The sequence below is a fragment of the Dyella sp. M7H15-1 genome (assembly GCF_004114615.1).
GTDB lineage: Bacteria > Pseudomonadota > Gammaproteobacteria > Xanthomonadales > Rhodanobacteraceae > Dyella_B.
In genome coordinates, this window is record NZ_CP035300.1 from 1,838,620 (window position 1) to 1,856,944 (window position 18,325).

The 18,325-nt window shown below is 56.3% G+C and carries 12 protein-coding genes and 1 pseudogene; 9 read left to right on the plus strand and 4 right to left on the minus strand.

Features of this window, described 5'->3' with window-relative positions; all coding sequences use genetic code 11:
* Positions 1-141 precede the first annotated feature (141 nt).
* Positions 142-1,740, plus strand: coding sequence for a lytic polysaccharide monooxygenase (locus tag EO087_RS08670; protein ID WP_128898521.1), 1,599 nt, complete (start codon positions 142-144; stop codon positions 1,738-1,740).
* Between the two features lie 105 nt (positions 1,741-1,845).
* Here EO087_RS08670 and EO087_RS08675 read toward each other — a convergent pair whose 3' ends face one another.
* Positions 1,846-2,436, minus strand: a complete 591-nt coding sequence (locus EO087_RS08675) for a methyltransferase domain-containing protein (protein WP_128898522.1) — start codon at positions 2,434-2,436, stop codon at positions 1,846-1,848.
* Positions 2,437-2,726: 290 nt separating this feature from the next.
* On the opposite strand from EO087_RS08675, the gene EO087_RS08680 reads away from it, so the two are divergent.
* From EO087_RS08680 to EO087_RS08705, 6 genes are all read left to right on the plus strand, one after another.
* Positions 2,727-4,343 (plus strand): electron transfer flavoprotein-ubiquinone oxidoreductase, encoded by a 1,617-nt coding sequence (locus EO087_RS08680; RefSeq protein ID WP_128898523.1) that lies wholly within the window; start codon positions 2,727-2,729, stop codon positions 4,341-4,343.
* 260 nt (positions 4,344-4,603) lie between these two features.
* The gene (locus EO087_RS08685) at positions 4,604-5,647 is read left to right on the plus strand and encodes a glycosyltransferase (RefSeq protein ID WP_164931803.1); all 1,044 of its coding nucleotides are present in this window, start codon (positions 4,604-4,606) and stop codon (positions 5,645-5,647) included.
* Complete coding sequence (locus EO087_RS08690) at positions 5,644-5,868, plus strand: hypothetical protein (protein WP_128898525.1); 225 nt, start codon at positions 5,644-5,646, stop codon at positions 5,866-5,868. The genes EO087_RS08685 and EO087_RS08690 overlap by 4 nt, the downstream gene beginning before the upstream one ends.
* On the plus strand, positions 5,865-8,894 hold the full coding sequence (locus EO087_RS08695) for a glycosyltransferase family 1 protein (protein WP_164931804.1): 3,030 nt from the start codon (positions 5,865-5,867) through the stop codon (positions 8,892-8,894). Before EO087_RS08690 ends, EO087_RS08695 begins: the two co-directional genes overlap by 4 nt.
* A gap of 132 nt (positions 8,895-9,026) precedes the next feature.
* Positions 9,027-9,773 (plus strand): electron transfer flavoprotein subunit beta/FixA family protein, encoded by a 747-nt coding sequence (locus EO087_RS08700; RefSeq protein ID WP_128899868.1) that lies wholly within the window; start codon positions 9,027-9,029, stop codon positions 9,771-9,773.
* A gap of 25 nt (positions 9,774-9,798) precedes the next feature.
* Positions 9,799-10,743, plus strand: a complete 945-nt coding sequence (locus EO087_RS08705) for an FAD-binding protein (RefSeq protein ID WP_128898527.1) — start codon at positions 9,799-9,801, stop codon at positions 10,741-10,743.
* A gap of 90 nt (positions 10,744-10,833) precedes the next feature.
* On the opposite strand, the gene cysC is transcribed toward EO087_RS08705, so the two are convergent.
* Together cysC and cysD are read right to left on the minus strand one after the other, a co-directional pair.
* Positions 10,834-12,690: an adenylyl-sulfate kinase gene (cysC, locus tag EO087_RS08710; RefSeq protein WP_128898528.1), complete on the minus strand. Its 1,857-nt coding sequence runs from the start codon at positions 12,688-12,690 to the stop codon at positions 10,834-10,836.
* Positions 12,690-13,595, minus strand: a complete 906-nt coding sequence (gene cysD, locus EO087_RS08715) for a sulfate adenylyltransferase subunit CysD (protein WP_128899869.1) — start codon at positions 13,593-13,595, stop codon at positions 12,690-12,692. Before cysD ends, cysC begins: the two co-directional genes overlap by 1 nt.
* A 319-nt stretch (positions 13,596-13,914) precedes the next feature.
* Between cysD and EO087_RS08720 the strand changes: the two genes are divergently transcribed.
* Both EO087_RS08720 and EO087_RS08725 read left to right on the plus strand, forming a co-directional pair.
* Positions 13,915-14,880 (plus strand): glycosyltransferase family 2 protein, encoded by a 966-nt coding sequence (locus tag EO087_RS08720; protein ID WP_128898529.1) that lies wholly within the window; start codon positions 13,915-13,917, stop codon positions 14,878-14,880.
* Positions 14,881-15,193: 313 nt separating this feature from the next.
* Complete coding sequence (locus EO087_RS08725) at positions 15,194-16,807, plus strand: hypothetical protein (protein WP_128898530.1); 1,614 nt, start codon at positions 15,194-15,196, stop codon at positions 16,805-16,807.
* Positions 16,808-17,229: 422 nt separating this feature from the next.
* Here EO087_RS08725 and EO087_RS08730 read toward each other — a convergent pair.
* Positions 17,230-18,225, minus strand: a pseudogene (locus EO087_RS08730) (IS5 family transposase).
* Between the last annotated feature and the right edge of the window lie 100 nt (positions 18,226-18,325).

Consider the following 18,325-nt stretch of genomic DNA (forward strand, 5'->3'; position numbering starts at 1 on the left):
CGGACGTTGCTTCGCACTAGTGACGTGAGAGGCACGTGTGGCCGGCATGGTCGGCAACTATAACAAGTTGAGTGTCATTCCTGAAAACCCGCCGTTTTTCTCAATTAAATCGTCTTCGATGGATAGTCAAAGGAGAACTCCATGAAGGAAATCACACACCGTCGCTCCAGGCTACGCACGCCATGGAGATGTCTGGCGCTATTCTGGCTGCTAGTCCTGACGGCAAGCACACTCGTCATTCCCATGAGGCAAGCCGTGGCTCACGGTGCAGTGGGATTCCCGATATCAAGACAATATCAGTGCCGGCTTGAAGGAAATTATTGGGGTGATCCCGGGCAGGTTCCGAGTGCCGATTGCAGACAGGCATATATCGAGGGTGGCGGTCCTGGTTCAGGCCATTATCCCTTCCAGCAATGGAACGAACTTTCTGCCAATCCCGTCGGCTGGGGCAACGATCAGGCCGAACTCGAAAAAGCGGTTCCAGACGGGCTGCTGTGTGCCGCAGGCGATCTAAGGAAGGCCGGTTTGGACAAAACTTCGGCCACACTGTGGCGAAAGACGAAAGTGACGCCGAAGAACGGCAAGATCGACGTGGTCTGGGAAAACACCCAGGATCACAATCCAGCCAAAATGCGCATTTATTTGAGCAAACCTTCTTACGACCCGAGCAAGCCGCTGCACTGGGCGGATCTCCAGAAAATCTACGACGAATCCGCGCCTGCACCGATTCCGGCCAATGGCGCAGGGCATTTGCCGGGCGACATCCGAAGCTTCTATGTATTACACGTACCGATACCGGCCGGACGAACCGGCGATGCGGTGCTCTACAGCTACTGGCAACGCGAGGATGCCGGTAACGAAGGGTTCTTCAATTGCAGCGACGTAAGCATCCAGCCCGATGAAGACACGCCGAGCTTTCCCTGGTTCGAGGAAAGACCCTACCTGCCACACGGTTTCGCACCAAAGGTCAGCGATCAGGTCCGCTTCCGCGTCATGGGCGGCAGCCCAAGAGGACCAGAAGTGGTCGATGTCCATCACCCGATCACGCCCGCGAATCTCGATCCATCCGTCTGGGCCAAAGAACTTGCCGACATCCTGAATACGCGCTATAGGCAACACGTACAGATCGGAGTGCGCGTCGGCGACACCATTCACTACGACCCCAGCCAGATCGAGGCAAACGGGGTGTGGCTGAAAACCAACTACAGTAGTGCGATGAGTATCGTGAATGGCACGCCGCCCGAGCCGGGCGAGCCGGTGGCGCATATCGCCGGACCTGACACTGTGCAGGAGGGCAGCTCTGTGACTTATTCTGGCGAGTCATCCCAGGGAGAGGGGCTTACCTATAGTTGGGCGTTGCCCTATTTCGAGCCGCACAGCGGGACCAGCCCTACCGTCACCACGATGGCGCTCGCTCCTCCGAAATCCGGCTGGGTAACCCTTTCGCTGACCGTTACCGATCAACACCACCACAAAGCTGTTGCCAACGAATCTGTTGTCATCGTACCCAAGGGATTGGAACCTGTTTACCCCACATGGCGCCGGCAGGACGTAGGGAGTTACACCGCCGGCACCAAGGTAAAAGGATTGGATGGCGGAGCCTGGGAGTGCAAGGTACAAGCCTGGTGTCAGCAGAGTGTCCCTGACAATTGGACCGACGCCGCGTGGCCTTATGCGGCAGGAAGCAGGGCGGCAGCGGAGCACGGCAACCTGGCATGGACCTCTGTCGCCGCAAAGTGACAGGACAGGCGAAAGCACAGGTCGGATAGACCGCACCAACGGCAGGTATTTGCAACGATACCTGCCGTTTTTTCAGAGCATCCCTAGTGCTGATGCACAACAGGCTCATTGACTATCGCGAACATAGGCATATACATGCGCCGGCGGCAGATTGCGCCACACCATACCCGCACGGGTGCAACGCAGGCCAAGTTGCTCGCGCACCCGTTTGTCCAGCGGACTCTGCCAACCGTAGGTGTATTGCACAAACACACCGCCCGGACGCAACACGGCAAAGGCCGCGGCAACAATGTCGTGCTGCAACGAGGGTGGCATGGTCAACAAGCCCAAGCTACTGAGGATGGCGTCCGCACCTTCCGGTGCTAATACACCGGTGCGTTGCGCCAGCTCGTTCACATGACGCGCATCGGCGCATAGCACCTGGGCTTGTGGAAAGCGATGCCGCAGGATTCCATGCATGGTGGCATTCATTTCCAGCACCAGCAGTTGGGCCGGAGACACACCGTGATGCAGCAATGCCTCGGTGATCACGCCAGTGCCAGCCCCAAGCTCGATCACACAGCGCGCCTTTTCAGGCATGGCAGACACCATCATGCGCGCCAGCGGCCTGCCCGAAGGCAACACCGACGCCATCTGCAATGGATGCTTGATCCACTCCCGAAAAAACGTGAGTTGTGGTTGCCCAAAAGTAAACATGGAGAAGGCCTTAGGTGTTTTTCGCCACTTTGACTGGCACGGGGGTAACAAAACGTTGTCACGCCGCATACGGCTGAGCGGATCATGCCAGAACGGGGTATTCCAGCGCTGCATCCGAGGTCGCGGACCATTATGCCCATCTCCGGCAAACTGCCCACAAGCAGATACCTGTTTGCCGCGCAGTAGGTGAATGCGGAGAATACCATTCGGACCGCCTCGGCAAGACACCTCCCGACGCGCCCTCTTCCCAGCCCACGCCCTGCAGCCACCAGCCACACGACGGAGCCCTCATGACCGAACGCGAAACGATGGAATACGACGTTATCGTCGTCGGTGCGGGCCCGGCCGGGCTTTCTTTCGCGATCCGCCTGAAGCAGCTCAAACCGGATGTCACGGTGTGCGTGATCGAAAAAGCTTCCGCCATCGGCGCGCAGATCCTGTCCGGCGCGGTGATCGAGCCGCAGCCGCTGGACGCCCTACTGCCCGATTGGCGCAACAACCCGCCGCCGATCTGCGTACCGGCCACCGAAGACGAATTCTGGCTGCTCAACAAGACCGGCGGTCGCAAGCTGCCCGTGCCACCAGGCATGAAAAACCACGGCAACTTCATCGTGTCGTTGGGCGCGCTGTGCGCATGGCTGGCGCCGCAGGCCGAAGCGCTGGGCGTGGACATATTCCCCGGCTTCGCTGCCGCCGACACCCTCTTCAACGAGGACGACTCCGTTGCCGGCGTGCGTATCGGTGACATGGGCGTGGCCAAGGATGGATCGCATAAGCCCGGCTACACGCAAGGCATCGATATCAAAGCCAAAGTCACGGTGCTGGCCGAAGGCGCGCGCGGCAGCTTGACCAAGCCATTGATCAAGCGCTTCGCACTGGACAAGGACAGCGATCCACAGGGCTACTCCATTGGCATCAAGGAGCTGTGGCAGGTGCCGACCGGACGTGTCACGCCCGGTAAGATCGCGCACAGCTTCGGCTGGCCAGCCGATAGCCATACCTATGGCGGCAGCTTCCTGTATCACCTGGACAAGGACCGCATTGCGCTCGGCTACGTCAGCGGCCTCGATTACAGCGATCCGAACTATCAGCCGTGGGAAGCCTTCCAGCAGTGGAAGAACCATCCCATGATCCAATCGCTGCTTGAAGGCGGCAGCATGGTGTCCGCGGGCGCTCGCGCCATCGTCACCGGCGGTTACCAATCGCTGCCAAAACTGGAAATGCCCGGCGCACTGCTCATCGGCGACACTGCCGGCTTGCTCAACGTGCCAAAAATCAAAGGCACGCATCAAGCGATCAAGAGCGGCATGCTGGCTGCCGAGCACCTCTCAGCGAATGAACTGAGCGCTGCTGGTTTCGACAGCAAGTTACGCAGCTCCGATGTGATGTCCGAGCTCAAGAAGGTTCGCAACATCAAGCCCGGCTTCAAGAAGGGCTTGTGGTTCGGCCTGCTCAACGCTGCGTGGGAAACCATCACCGGCGGCGCATCGCCATGGACACTGAAAAACAAGGCCGACTGGTCTTCCCTGCACAAGCTCGGCCAGCAGGAAGAACCCAAGCGCGACTACGTACAACGCGAACTGGCACCGCGCGATCGTCTGGCCGGAGTCTATTTCGCCGCCACCGAACACGACGAAGACCAACCCATCCACCTGCACGTCTCGGACACCTCCGTCTGTGTGACCCGGTGCGCCCAGGAATACGGCAACCCTTGCACCCGCTTCTGCCCCGCCAACGTCTACGAAATCGTCAACGAAACCATGCCAGACGGAAGCAGTGGCAAGCGCCTGCAAATCAATGCCGCCAACTGCGTGCACTGCAAGACCTGCGATATCAAAGATCCCTACCAGATCATCAACTGGGTCACGCCAGAGGGTGGGTCGGGGCCGAATTATCAAAACCTGTGAATCTTGACCTCACCTGGCGCCTTGCGCGCTTGCACCAACTGATACGTCGTGCCTTGGGCAGTCTTGCGCTGCGCGGATGGAAAGGCACCCTGAAACGGATTACCGAACTGTCTCGCGTGCAACATGATGGTAGCGCGGCGGTTGATTGGCCCGTGTCACCCGCCTGGCAAGACTCCCACTCGCACAAGCATCGACGCATGCTGGTTGTCGATGCCATAGTGCCAAACCCAGTACGCGACTCAGGGTCGCTTCGCCTGTGCATGATGCTTCGGATTCTGCATCAAGAAGGCTGGCATGTAGACCTGCTTGCAGATGGCGGGCATGTAACCGTCAAAGATGCTACGCAACTTAACGATTACGGCATCCATTTACAGCGAGGCGGCGTGATGCCGTGGCTGCGCGAGCACGGACGCACACTGGATGCTGTACTGCTATGCCGGCTTTCCGTGGCGGCGCAGTATCTGGTGCCCAGCAAGCGCTTGGCGCCCAAAGCCATTCGCATCTTCGACACTGTCGATTTGCATTTTCTGCGTGAAATGCGAGCCGCGGAAGTGTCCGGCAGCCGTCGCATGAAACAGCAATCCGAGACATCGCGCCGCCAGGAGCTGGCCCTGATACGGGAGAGCGACATCAGTTTTGTCGTCAGCCCGGTCGAGCTGGAATTGCTACACAAAGAGCTACCTGACAGCCACATCGAACTGGTCAGCAATATTCATGATATCCACGGGCGTACGACATCGTTCTCGGAGCGAAACGGCCTGATCTTTGTCGGTGGCTTTGGCCACCCACCCAATGAAGATGCGGTGCGTTGGTTCGTGGCAGAAATATTACCCATCCTGCAGACGCGGGATTCTAGCCTGCATCTGCACGTCGTCGGCGATATCACATCAGAAGGGCAACGCGACCTGACCCAGCCTGGGGTGGAAATTCACGGACGCGTAGAAGATCTTTCAAGCCTCATGAATCGTTGCAAAGTTTCCATTGCGCCACTGAGGTTTGGCGCCGGCGTCAAGGGCAAGGTAAACATGGCCATGAGTTACGGTTTGCCCGTGGTAGTCACGTCCATTGCCGCGGAGGGCATGCATCTTGTCAATGGACATGATGCCTTGATCGCGGATACGGCAACCGCATTTGCCGACGCCGTATGGCGGCTTTGCCGGGACGAAGCGCTATGGGTCCAGCTATCCGATCATGGCCAGGACAACATAAAACGATATTTTTCCCCCGAAATCGCCCGCGGCACGCTGTGCAAAGCGCTGCCAGCTTCCGGCACAGCTACCTCACCTGGATCGCGTGCAACATGAAACGCTTGCTTCACTTCACCAAGCAGTTCCTCGCCAAACATCCTGGATTGCGGCGCAAAGTCGTCAACGCTATTTATCGCGTACCGGCGCTCGACATGCGCCTGCGCGCCGTCCTTGATCAACGCGACGACCCAGCATGGCGCCACGTGGACACAACAGATCTCCCGGAAGAAGTCCGTATCGTGTACACCAGGCTTCGCGATCGCATGGAGCGCCGATGAAGTTATTGCTGGATCTTCAAGGCGCCCAGAGCCAAAGCAGGCATCGCGGCATCGGGCGCTACACGCTGGCACTTACTCACGCATTTCTTGAACGTGCGGAGCCGCTGCACGATGTTCGATTGCTTTTCAATGCACGCTTCGACGCCCCGACTGACGCGCTGATTGCCACGCTCGGCAGGCACGCTCGTCCGGATCGTCGCGTCTTGCTCGATATGCCCGAGGGCATCCGTGCACAACCAGGCGGTAATGCGTGGCTGCGTCAAGCCGCTTCACGCATCATGCGACATGCGATCGAGGGGCTTCATGCCGATGTTGCATGGTTTAGCAGCCCCCTCGAAGGATATAACGACGATGCAGTGCTGCCCGACGCGCCGCCTGCCGGCATGGCCAGTGTGGCAACCCTTTACGACCTGATCCCTTTGCACGACGCAGACGCGTACCTGGGACATCCTCGCGTACGTGAATGGTATGAACAGGGTGTCGACATGCTGCGCCGATGCGATCTGCTCCTGGCGATTTCCGAATGGGTGCGCCAGGACGCCATCGAACGTCTGCACTTACCACCAGAACGCGTGGTGAATATTGGCTCAGCCGTTGATGGAAGCTTCCGCCGACCGGACCCGAACCCTGCCGCCAGCGAGGAACTACGCCGCCGCCATGGCATCGTACGACCCTTTGTGCTCTACAACGGCGGCTTCGACCCACGTAAAAATGTAGCGGCACTGATCGAAGCGTTTGCCACGCTACCGAAACCGCTACGTTCCCGTCATCAGCTCGTGATCGTTGGACGCATCAGCGATGAGGAAAAATTACGACTGGACGCCGTAACGCGCAGGACGACGCTACCACCCGGGAGTATCGTCTACACAGGCTTCGCGCCAGACAGCGACCTGATCCGCCTCTACGCCGAATGCGCGCTGTTCGTATTTCCGTCACTTCTGGAAGGCTTCGGCCTGCCACCACTCGAAGCCATGGCCTGCGGCGCTCCGGTGATTGCGAGCAACTCCGCCAGCCTGCCGGAAGTGATTGATCGCCGTGACGCATTGTTCGACCCCAAACGCGTTGAAAGCATCAGTGAGCGAATGACCAAGGTATTGGACAACCCCGCGTTCGCGACGGAGCTTCGGCAATATGCGCTCGATCGCGCGGCAAGCTTTCGTTGGAGCACTGTCGCACAACGCGCAGGGGAGGCCATGCAAGCGCTCGCGGGAAAGCGCCAGAGCACACACATTCCCACGACATCAACTCCGACTTCACGCATCACGTGCGTACGCGTAGGCGGAGCCCGTGCACCTGCGTGGTTAAGCGAACACGATGCACGCATCGTTTCCTTAACAAGCCAGGCCGAAAACAGCGACGTAATGTCATGGCCTCAAAACAGTGAGCGCGTGCTGTATGTGGCAAATGCCAGCAACCTTCAACAACTCGAACCGATCATGCGGTCGCGCCCTGGTGCCTTGTTGATCGAGGAGTTGCCACAAAATCTCCTGGCGACGCCCGGTACCAGCGTGCTTCGGGCTGCTTATCGCGCAGGCGGGTACGCAAAACTGGTCGCCATGCGAGATGTAGATAAAGAGCAGGCAGACCCAAGACTGATCTCCATACTGGAGCACTCCCTCGGCACCATGTGTACGGATGAGCGTATACCGCATGCATTGCGCGCACAGGCGACAGCGATAACGATGCCGAACATCGCCGTGCTGCCTGCACACAACGCATCTTATGCATGCATCCAGCAGATGGCACTTGCATACAGCACCCATCCCCTCGCGCTTGAAGCCCAACTACTCGATGACATTGCCGCAATGGAAGGCAAACCCAGTGACGACGATATCGCCGCCGTGGCCAGCGCCGTTGTCACATCGCGAAAACCCGGTGACGTCCGACAATGGCTGGTAGATGTGAGCAGCATTGCCGAAAAGGACATTCGCACAGGCGTCCAGCGGGTCGTTCGCAACATCTTGGTGCACTGGCTGAAGTCGCCACCAGCGGGGATACGCATCGAACCCGTCCGCTTTAGCCAAGGCCGCTACCGCTATGCGCGGCGCTATGCTTTGGATCTACTTGGCGCTACTGACGTCACGATGCCGGAAGACGCCGTAGAGATAGCGAGCGGTGACGTCTTTGTTGGGCTCGACTGGGCCATCGACACCATCGCCGCGGCCGAGCCTCAGTTGCGTGACTGGCATCGTCGCGGCGTCAGCATGCATTTCCTGGTTCACGACCTGCTTCCCATCACCTTGCCGGACACATTCCATCCCTACGCTCGCAACCGCTTCGAGGACTGGCTACGCCGCATCATTGGCATAGGTGATCAATTCATATGCGTTTCGCAGGCAACGGCAACTGACCTGCATCATTGGATCAATGCAGAAGCGCCGACATACCCATTCGGTGCGGCGCCCATCATCACCCATTCACCTCTCGGCGTGGATGCCATGCTTGGCAATAACACGTCCGAACCACGCAAACATCTCGCCAAGGCAATGCATGCACGCCCGACCCTACTGATGGTAGGAACGATCGAACCACGTAAAGGTTACGATCAGGCGCTAGAAGCCTGCGAAATACTTTGGAACAATCACATCAACTTCAACCTGGTGATCGTCGGACACTTCGGCTGGTTGATGGAAACATTTCGAGCACGCGTGGAAGGCCATGCAGAGCACCATCAGCGCCTGTTCTGGCTAGATGATGTTTGTGACGACGAACTCGACGTTATCTACCGCACCAGCACCACCCTGCTCGCTGCATCCTGGGGCGAAGGTTACGGACTTCCTCTCATCGAAGCTGCGCGACGCGGTCTACCTGTGATAGCGCGCGACCTGCCGGTGTTTCGTGAAGTCATGGGTGAACAGGCGCAGTACTTCACTGCCCCCTCAGCAGAGCAACTCGCCGACGTACTACGCAGCGGACTGACTCGCGCTACGGTGTCGTCGGATAGGGTGACACCCCCTATGCAATGGTCATCCTGGAAGCAGAGCGCTGCCGCTATGGCTCATAAGGTCATGGCCCATCGCCCATAGTCGCTCGCTTTCCAGTGCCCACACGCCGGAGTCATCTACCATGCGCGTCCGCATGGTGGGCCAAATCCGGTTAGAATGTGCGTTTTCATGGCATCCCAAACGTCCCAGGGCGTTTGGTACAAGGAAACGCAGATGAAGATTCTGGTCGGCTACAAGCGCGTGGTGGATTACAACGTCCGCATCCAGGTCAAACCCGATGGCACCGGCGTGGTGACCGATGGCGTGAAGCTCTCGGCAAACCCCTTTGACGACATCGCGCTCGAAGAAGCGCTGCGCTTGCGCGAGAAAGGCTTCGCAGAGGAAGTGGTGATCGTCAGCATCGGCCCGGCAGATCTCTCCGCTCACCTGCGCAACGGCCTGGCCATGGGCGCCAACCGCGCCATCCACGTTGTTACCACCGATGCCGTGCAACCGCTTACTGCGGCGCGTGTTCTGCAAAAGCTGGTGGAGAAAGAACAACCGGGGTTGATGATCCTGGGCAAGCAAGCCATCGATGATGACGCGAACCAAACAGGTCAAATGCTAGCCGCCCTATGGGACCGTCCTCAGGCCACATTTGCCAGCAAGATCGAGATCACCCACGGCAAAGCCCTCGTGACACGTGAAGTCGATGCGGGCCTTGAAACGATCGAAGCCGAGCTTCCGGCTGTCATCACGACCGATCTGCGCCTGAACGAACCACGCTTCATCAAGCTACCAGACATCATGAAAGCCAAATCCAAGCCGATCGACACCATCGAATTCGCCTCGCTGGGTGTTGACGTGCACGACCAACTCAAGACCACGTGTTACGTCGCACCCGCCAAGCGCAGCAAGGGCGTGATGGTAAAAGACGCAGCCGAGCTGGTCGCCGCACTCAAACAAAAAGGTCTGCTCTAAGCCACCCGAACTTTAGGAGACATCCATGAGCAAGATCCTAGTTATCGCCGAACATCTGGACGGCAAGCTGAATCCCTCCACCGCACGCGTGGTCAGTGCCGCTATTGCGATCAAGCCTGAAGCCATCGATGTGTTGGTGCTCGGCAGTCATATCGATGCCATAGCCGCCGATGCCGCGAAGATCGAAGGCGTGAATCGGGTACTTACCGTGGCGCGCGCTGAAAATGCGCATCCTCTCGCCGCCGTGCTTGCGCCGCAGATCGCCAAGGCAGCTGCCGGCTACAGCCACATATTCGCCCCCTCCACCACGTTCGGCAAAGACGTCGCACCCCGTGTAGCCGCCTTACTTGGCGTCGCGCAGGTCAGCGATGTGATGAGCGTGGAAGGCAATCACACATTCAAGCGCCCCATCTACGCCGGCAACGCCATCGTCACGGTGGAGGCGGATGCTACCCATGCCGTCGTGGCCACTGTCCGTACGGCCTCCTGGCCGGTGGCTTCGAACGGTGCCAGTGCCGCCCCGGTGGAGGCGCTGAGCCTGGATGTCACCCTGCCCTCGCACACACGCTTCGTTGATCTCAAACAGGGCAAGAGCGATCGCCCGGACCTCCAAAGTGCCGGCAAGGTCGTTTCCGGTGGCCGTGGTGTCGGCTCAAAAGAAAACTTCGAGATCATCTACAAGCTTGCCGACAAGATCGGCGCCGCTGTCGGTGCATCGCGTGCCGCCGTGGATGCAGGCTATGTGCCCAACGAACTACAAGTAGGCCAGACCGGCAAGATCATCGCACCGGAACTGTACATGGCCATCGGTATCTCCGGTGCCATCCAACATCTGACAGGTATCAAGGATGCGGGCACCATTGTCGCTATCAACAAAGATGCCGAGGCGCCGATTTTCGAGGTCGCCGATATCGGACTGGTGGGCGATTTGTTCAAGCTGATACCTGAACTGGAACAGGCTATCGGCTAATCCATTTTCCAGGAAAAACCTCGGTTTGCAGGGGCACTGCGAAATCTTCGCCAAGCCAGGCGATCGCACTATGCCCTGACAACCGTGCAATCAACGCTGCGCATGGGGTGCAAGATATGAAGCCAGCGCTTCAACCATAGCTTCGAGCGAACTTTCGCCTGAACGTAAATGCACCTCCGGTCTCGCAGGTGCCTCATAGGGTGAATCTATGCCGGTAAAGTTCCTGATTTCCCCCGCTCTTGCCTTACGGTACAGTCCCTTGGGGTCGCGGCGCTCGCACTCTTCCAATGGCGTATCTACGAATATCTCCGCGAATTCATCCTGCTCGAACAGGCTACGCGCGAAATCACGCTCATTCTGGAATGGCGAGATCACGCACACCAATACGATCAGCCCCGCATCCACCATCAGGTGCGCCACTTCGGCCACGCGCCGAACATTCTCGACACGTGCTTCCATGGTAAAACCCAGGTCGCGGTTCAGGCCATGGCGCAAATTGTCGCCATCCAGCAGATACGTGTGATATCCCAATGCGCACAAACGACGTTCAAGGAGATTGGCAACCGTCGATTTACCGGCGCCCGACAGTCCGGTAAACCAAAGGCATTTTGGCTGCTGACCCTTACTCTGCGACCGTGTCCGCTGGTCCACATCCAGATGCTGCCAATGCACATTGGTAGCGCGACGAAGTGCAAAATCGAGCATGCCACAGGCTATGGTGGCATGGGTCTGGCGATCGATAAGAATGAAGCCACCCAACGCATGATTCTCGACATAAGGTTCGAATGCGATGGGATCATCCAGGTCGATGTTGCAATAACCGACCTCGTTCAACTGAAGGCGGTTGGCGGCAAGCTTTGCCTGGGTATTTACATCTACCTTGTGCTTGATCGAGGTGATACGGGCATTCACCGTCCTCGTGCCGATCTTGAGCCAATAACCGCGATTGGGCAGCAAAGGTGCATCACCCATCCACAATAGATGTGCGGCGAATTGGTCGGATTCTTGCGCCGGGCGTGCCGCATCGGCGATGACATCTCCTCGACTGACGTCGACTTCGCGATCAAGGGTAAGCGTCACGGCCTGCCCTTCACCGGCTTCATCAAGGTCACCGTCAGCCGTCACGATCCGCGCAATGTGAGCCCGATGCGTCCCAGGCTGGACGACGATAAGTTCGCCAACCTTAGCGCGACCGCTGCAGATCGTGCCCGCGTAGCCTCGGAGCGTCTGATCCGGACGATTAACCCACTGCACCGGCATGCGGAAGGCTGAAGACCGGGCCGACTCGACCTGTATTGCCTCAAGCAAATCAAGCAGGGTTGGGCCCTGGTACCAGGCCATATGGGTGGAAGATCTGCCGATATTGTCTCCCTCCAAAGCGGAGACGGGTAGCGTGTAAACTGCGGAAATGCCGAGTTCTGAGGCGAGTTTGGCGTATGTATTCCGCACAGTCTCGTAGATATCTTGCCGATATTCGATCAGGTCCATCTTATTGATGGCCAGAATGATTTTGCGAATACCCAGCAAGGCACAGATATAGGTATGTCGCCTGGTCTGAGGCAGCAGACCCTTGCCGGCGTCTACCAATACGATGGCCAAGTTGGCATGCGACGCACCCGTGGCCATATTACGTGTGTACTGCTCATGCCCCGGACAGTCGGCAACGATGAAACTGCGATGCGCGCTATGAAAATAACGGTAAGCCACATCAATGGTGATGCCTTGCTCGCGCTCCGCGTCAAGACCATCCGTGAGCAATGAAAAATCGAGAGTATTGCCACTGGGATGCAGACGACGGCTGTCTCGCCGCAATACCTCAATCTGATCGTCAGGCAGCATGCCTGCATCGAAAAGCAGGCGACCCAATAACGTGCTCTTGCCATCGTCTACGCTGCCGCAGGTGATGAAACGCAGCAAGCTGCGCGAATGAATCTCCGCCCCTCCCATCAGAAATAACCCTCCTGCTTCTTTCGCTCCATCGATGCCGAGGGGTCATGATCGATAAACCGCCCTTGTCGTTCCGACGAACGTGACTCAGCCATTTCAGTGATGACTTCGTCCAAGGTGCTCGCGGTGGACTCCATCGCGCCGGTCAACGGATAACAGCCAAGAGTGCGGAATCGTACCATCCGTTGCTCGATCTTTTCGCCATCCCGAAGGGAAAGGCGCTCATCATCCACCATGATCCATGCGCCATCGCGCCACACTACCGATCGCCTCTTCGCAAAATAAAGCGGCACCACCGGAATTTTTTCACGCTGGATGTACCGCCACACATCCATTTCCGTCCAATTGGACAAGGGAAAGGCACGTACGCTTTCCCCCTTGTGGATATGTGTGTTGTAAAGGTTCCACAACTCCGGCCGCTGACGCTTGGGATCCCACCGATGCTGCTCATTGCGAAATGAAAAGATGCGTTCCTTGGCCCTCGATGTCTCCTCGTCGCGCCGAGCCCCACCCATCGCGGCATCAAACTCATATTTATCCAATGCCTGCTTGAGCGCCGTGGTCTTCATCACGTCCGTATGCACCGTTGCGCCATGGACCAACGGTGAAATTCCTTGCCGGACACCGTCCTCGTTGATATGCACCAGTAGCCGCACATCACCGGAGGCAGCAACCTGGTCGCGAAAGGCAATCATTTCGCGGAACTTCCAGGTGGTGTCAACGTGGAGCAATGGAATTGGCGATCGTGCGGGGTAGAACGCTTTGCGTAGAAGATGCAAAAGCACCGATGAATCCTTGCCGATCGAGTACAGCATGACAGGCCGCCGGAAATTGGCTGCCACTTCTCGAAAGATGTGAATGCTTTCGGCTTCGAGCTGGTTGAGATAGGCAGAAATCAGATTCATTAGTGTAGCTAAACACAAAGGACAACGGATTCTGCCATGACCCGCAGAAATAGGTAGCCCACTGGGGCCGCCGCACGCCCCGTCCTGCCGTCGACACAGGGGGATTGGCGACACACCACCAGCCCCTTGCCTATCGCCAGCGCCAGCTCCCAGGGGAAGTTACCTTACCGTCGCCCCTGGTTTATTGTTTACAATCCAAACCGGATTTTTACCTGTTGCAAGGGTCTGATCCCGAGGCAACGGTTGATCAGCCTTCATCAAACCCGGGACGCACTTCAAACCCGGGTAGATCTCAAGCTAATTACATGGATCAAATGTCTTGGATACCACAGCGACACATTCATCTCCGCGCGTAGCCGTGCTTGTGCCTTGCTACAACGAGGAAATAGCCGTCCCCTCCGTGGTTCGCCAGTTTCGCGAAGCGCTACCCCAAGCTCGAATTTGCGTTTTTGACAACAATTCCTCGGACAAGACTTCTGAGGTGGCAAGGGCGACTGGAGCGGAAGTGCACTTCGTGCAGCTAAGAGGAAAAGGCAATGTTGTACGCCGAATGTTCGCTGACATAGATGCCGATATCTACGTCCTTGTTGATGGTGATGCAACCTACGACGCCGCAAGCGCTCCAGGAATGATTCAATACCTCCTCAGCCATCGTCTCGACATGGTGGTGGGCGTGCGCAAAGATAACGAGGCTGCTGCTTATCGTCGCGGGCACAGGCTTGGCAATCGCATGTTGACCGGATGCGTCAGCCTAATTTTCAATGGTCATTTCTCAGATATGTTGTCAGGTTATAGAGTCTTCTCCCGACGATATGTCAAATCATTTCCGGCATTGTCTACCGGCTTTGAAACCGAGACGGAGCTGACCGTGCACGCATTGGAATTGAGAATGCCTTGGGGGGAAATGAACACTCCATACTCCGCTCGCCCGGAAGGTTCGTCGAGCAAATTATCGACCTACAAGGACGGCTACAAAATTCTTTCCATGATTATCCGTCTTTATAAATCCGAGCGGCCATTAGCGTTTTTTGGGAGCATCTCTGGGCTACTGAGCCTGATTGCCTGGGGAATGGCCGCACCGTTATTTTTTACCTATTTCAGAACGGGTGAAGTCCCGAGAATACCCACCGCAGTGCTGGTTACGGGCATCCAATTGCTTGGTTTCTTGAGCTTGGCTTGCGGACTGATTGTAGATACCGTTACCCGCGGACGGCAGGAAATGAAACTCCTTTCTTACCTGAACATTGCATCAGAATCTGAAAAACATCTGCAGCGTGAAAACTAGCCTTACAGATAAGCAAACAAACCCCGAACCTGAGGTATCCCACGTTTTTTCGCTCGGTCATCCCAGCGAAAGCTGGGATGCGGTGGGGTAGCTTGAAAGATACCTGTATGCCTGAAAATCCTGCATAGGCAGCTGAAATTTCGACCGACCAAAAAACGCGCTGATACCTCAGACTCCAAACCCACGACTTCACACTAAAGATAGAATCTTTTGTTCGATGAAATTCCTGGAAAATAAAATCCACAGCATTAATCTTAAACCGGCCACCCCAAGGTTATGAATAGCAAAAACAGAAAAACACGAGCATAAGCGTATGGATTTTGGTAAAAACTTATTGAAAAACACAAAGCTTTTTTTTGATCAGCATGTGATCGTAAAAAATGCGGTATTGCTCCTTGCACTCACCGTTGTGGCCGGCCTGTTAAGCGTCCGCTTGGGCCAGGATGCCAACTGGGATTTGCAGAACTACCACATCTATAACGCCTTTGCATTTTTTAATCATCGCCATGACATGGACGTGGGCGGGACAGCACAATGGTACTTCAATCCAGCGCCCGATTTTTTCTACTATCAATTGGCACACTTTTTTTTGCATTACCCGAAAATTGTCGCCTTCATCCAAGGCGGCCAAGCCGCCATATTATGGTTACTGCTCTGGCTACTATTCGAGCAAGCCAGGCAATGGACCGCGATAAACACATGGGTGATACGCCTCGCCTGGATTACCGCCTGCTCCGGATCGGCATTGATATCCGAAGTGGGCACCACATTCAATGACATCCCCCAAACCTACCTAACCATTGCCGGCCTGTTTTTTTTCTCTAAATATCTGATTGATGATTCAAAAAATAAAAGTCTCTGTGTCGGCTTTTTCTTATTTGGCCTAGCGACAGGCTTTAAACTTACCAGCGCGATATTCATCGTAGCGGCCGCAGTAACGCTATTGATCGTTAATCGAACTGTTCGTGGAATTCTGCTGGCTGTCGTTTCAGGCACGGTTGGCGTGCTAGTTTCCGGAGGCTGGTGGTTCTTCTATTTGACCCTCCAGTATCAAAACCCACTTTTTCCTTATTTCAATGACATCTTTCACTCACCGTGGTGGTCCTCCACCATGATGACTGACTTGCGCTTTTTTCCACACTCCGTGCTCCAATGGATTGCCTACCCCGTTTTCTGGTTAGTACCTAACCACGACTTGGTCACCGAGGTCGATTTCGCCGACGGTCGCGTGCTAGCAGGTTTAATTGGCGCGGTTGGATGCGTGTTTCGACTCGCCATGACTGCCGCTTCAAAGCCATCGTCAACCCAGCATCTTTCCGTGCGCAAATATGCATGCGCCATGGCGGTTTTTTTCCTAGCTTCTTACCTGCTATGGCTGCGCATGTTTTCCATTTACCGCTACGCCATGCCGCTGGAAACTCTGTCGCCTCTCTTATTAGCGATCTTTCTCAGCTTTAAAACGAAATCACCTAAATTTGCTCACCCAATAGTTCCAGGTTCTCTATTCATCGTAGTGTCGTTGAGCATCATGCTAACGACTAAATATCCAGACTGGATGCGGACCTCCTACTCGGGGGCCGTCCTGAGCACCCAAACCACGCTTGACGCGAGAGATGCCACCATTGTTGGCGCGGCCGGTGACCCACCCATTTCATTCATCTTTACACTCATGCCTGACGCAGCGCATTTTGTCACGATAGACGACGGCGGCGTCATAGGGACCCGTCTGTTTGAAAAAGCCACCTATGTCATAGCCCATTCAAACAAGATATACGTCCTTTACCAGCAAGATAAAAATCCGCACATTCTCACCGATGTTCAACATTACTGGGGACTTACACGTTCGACCGAGCCTTGTATTCCGGTAAAAGCCAATATCGGCGGAAACTTTACAGCCTGCAGGTTTCAACACGCTCCGCGATCTTAGCGCATCTGATCACACACTTTTTTCGATGTCAGGCCGGGTGAGTAGGGCATGAGCCTCTCTCCCTCGAAGGAGAGAGGGGCTGGGGTGAGGGTGCGACCAGCGTGCGAAAACGATGTATTATACCGGAGAACTACGGTAGCCTACGGTCGCCACCGATTATCTGCGCTAGGTCGTTACCGGCGAGTGATTGCATGGTACCCGGCACAGGTACCAGGTGTTGATAAGGATTAACGGGTTGAACGTTATTAATCATAGTGGGTTATTCCTAATAAACAGTCAGTTAGGGATGCTCTGAACAATTAGTGTTCAGACGTCTAAACGCCCACTCACTATCAAACAGATGAGTGAATTTTTAACGAAAATTGCCTTATTTTCGACAGAATGGGCTAAAAAGTGCCCCATGCAGGGGTCTTTACCCCTTATTACCCAACCACCGGACGCACCTTCCCTGTCATCGCCATAAGCTTGTGTCGCGCCATCCACAGATTCGACAGCGCAAACAGTGTCTTCACTTGGGCGGTGTTCTTCGCTAGTCCCCGGTAGCGAACCTTCACCTAGCCAAACTGCCGCTTCACTATACGGAAAGGATGCTCGACCTTTGAGCGAATCGCCGCCTTGAGGTATTCCAACCACTTGGTCGCTTTCTTGAGTTTGCCTTCCGGCAACCCAGTCACCGTGCCGCGCTTGGCCGCGACCTGCCACTCCACGTCCCTGTCCTTCACGTCCTCGCGCTTCTCTACGCCGGTGTAACCCGCATCGGAAAACGCCATCTCTTCTTTGCCATGCAGCAGTTTGACGGCCTCGTTGATGTCGGCCTCGTTCGCTGCTGTGCACGTCACCGTGTGCACCAAACCCGATTGCATGTCCACGCCAATGTGCGCCTTCATGCCAAAATGCCACTGCTGACCCTTGCGCGTCTGGTGCATCTCTGGATCACGTTCCTTGTCCTGATTCTTGGTGGAACTCGGCGCCTCGATGATGGTGGTGTCCACGATCGCTCCCTTCCGCATCAACAAGCCACGACGTTCCAGATGCGCATTGACCTTCGCTAGCAGCGAAGTGGCCAGATCGTGCTTTTCCAGCAGACGACGGAACTTCAAGATCGTGGTTTCATCCGGAATGGCCTGTTCGTTCAGTTCCATCCCAGCGAAGCGCCGCATCGGCTCGATCTCGTACAGCGCATCTTCCATCCCGGGATCGGACAGGGCGTACCACTGCTGCAGGAAGTGAATGCGTAGCATCGTGCCAAGCGGTATCGGTGGACGACCACGGCGACCTTCACGCGGGTAGTGCGGTTCAATCACTTTCTCCAGCGTTTTCCATGGCACCACCTGCTCCATCTGCGCCAGAAACTTCTCTCGGCGTGTCTGCCGCTTTTTGGTGCTGTAGTTCAGTGAGGCGAACGTGGTTTGCTTCATGGCGTGGCTAAATAAGGCGATGGCGGTAGCATGCCAGAAACGAGGAATAAATCAGAGCATCCCTAGTGGGCGTTGGTTTGTCGGCGCAGCAGGGCGATAA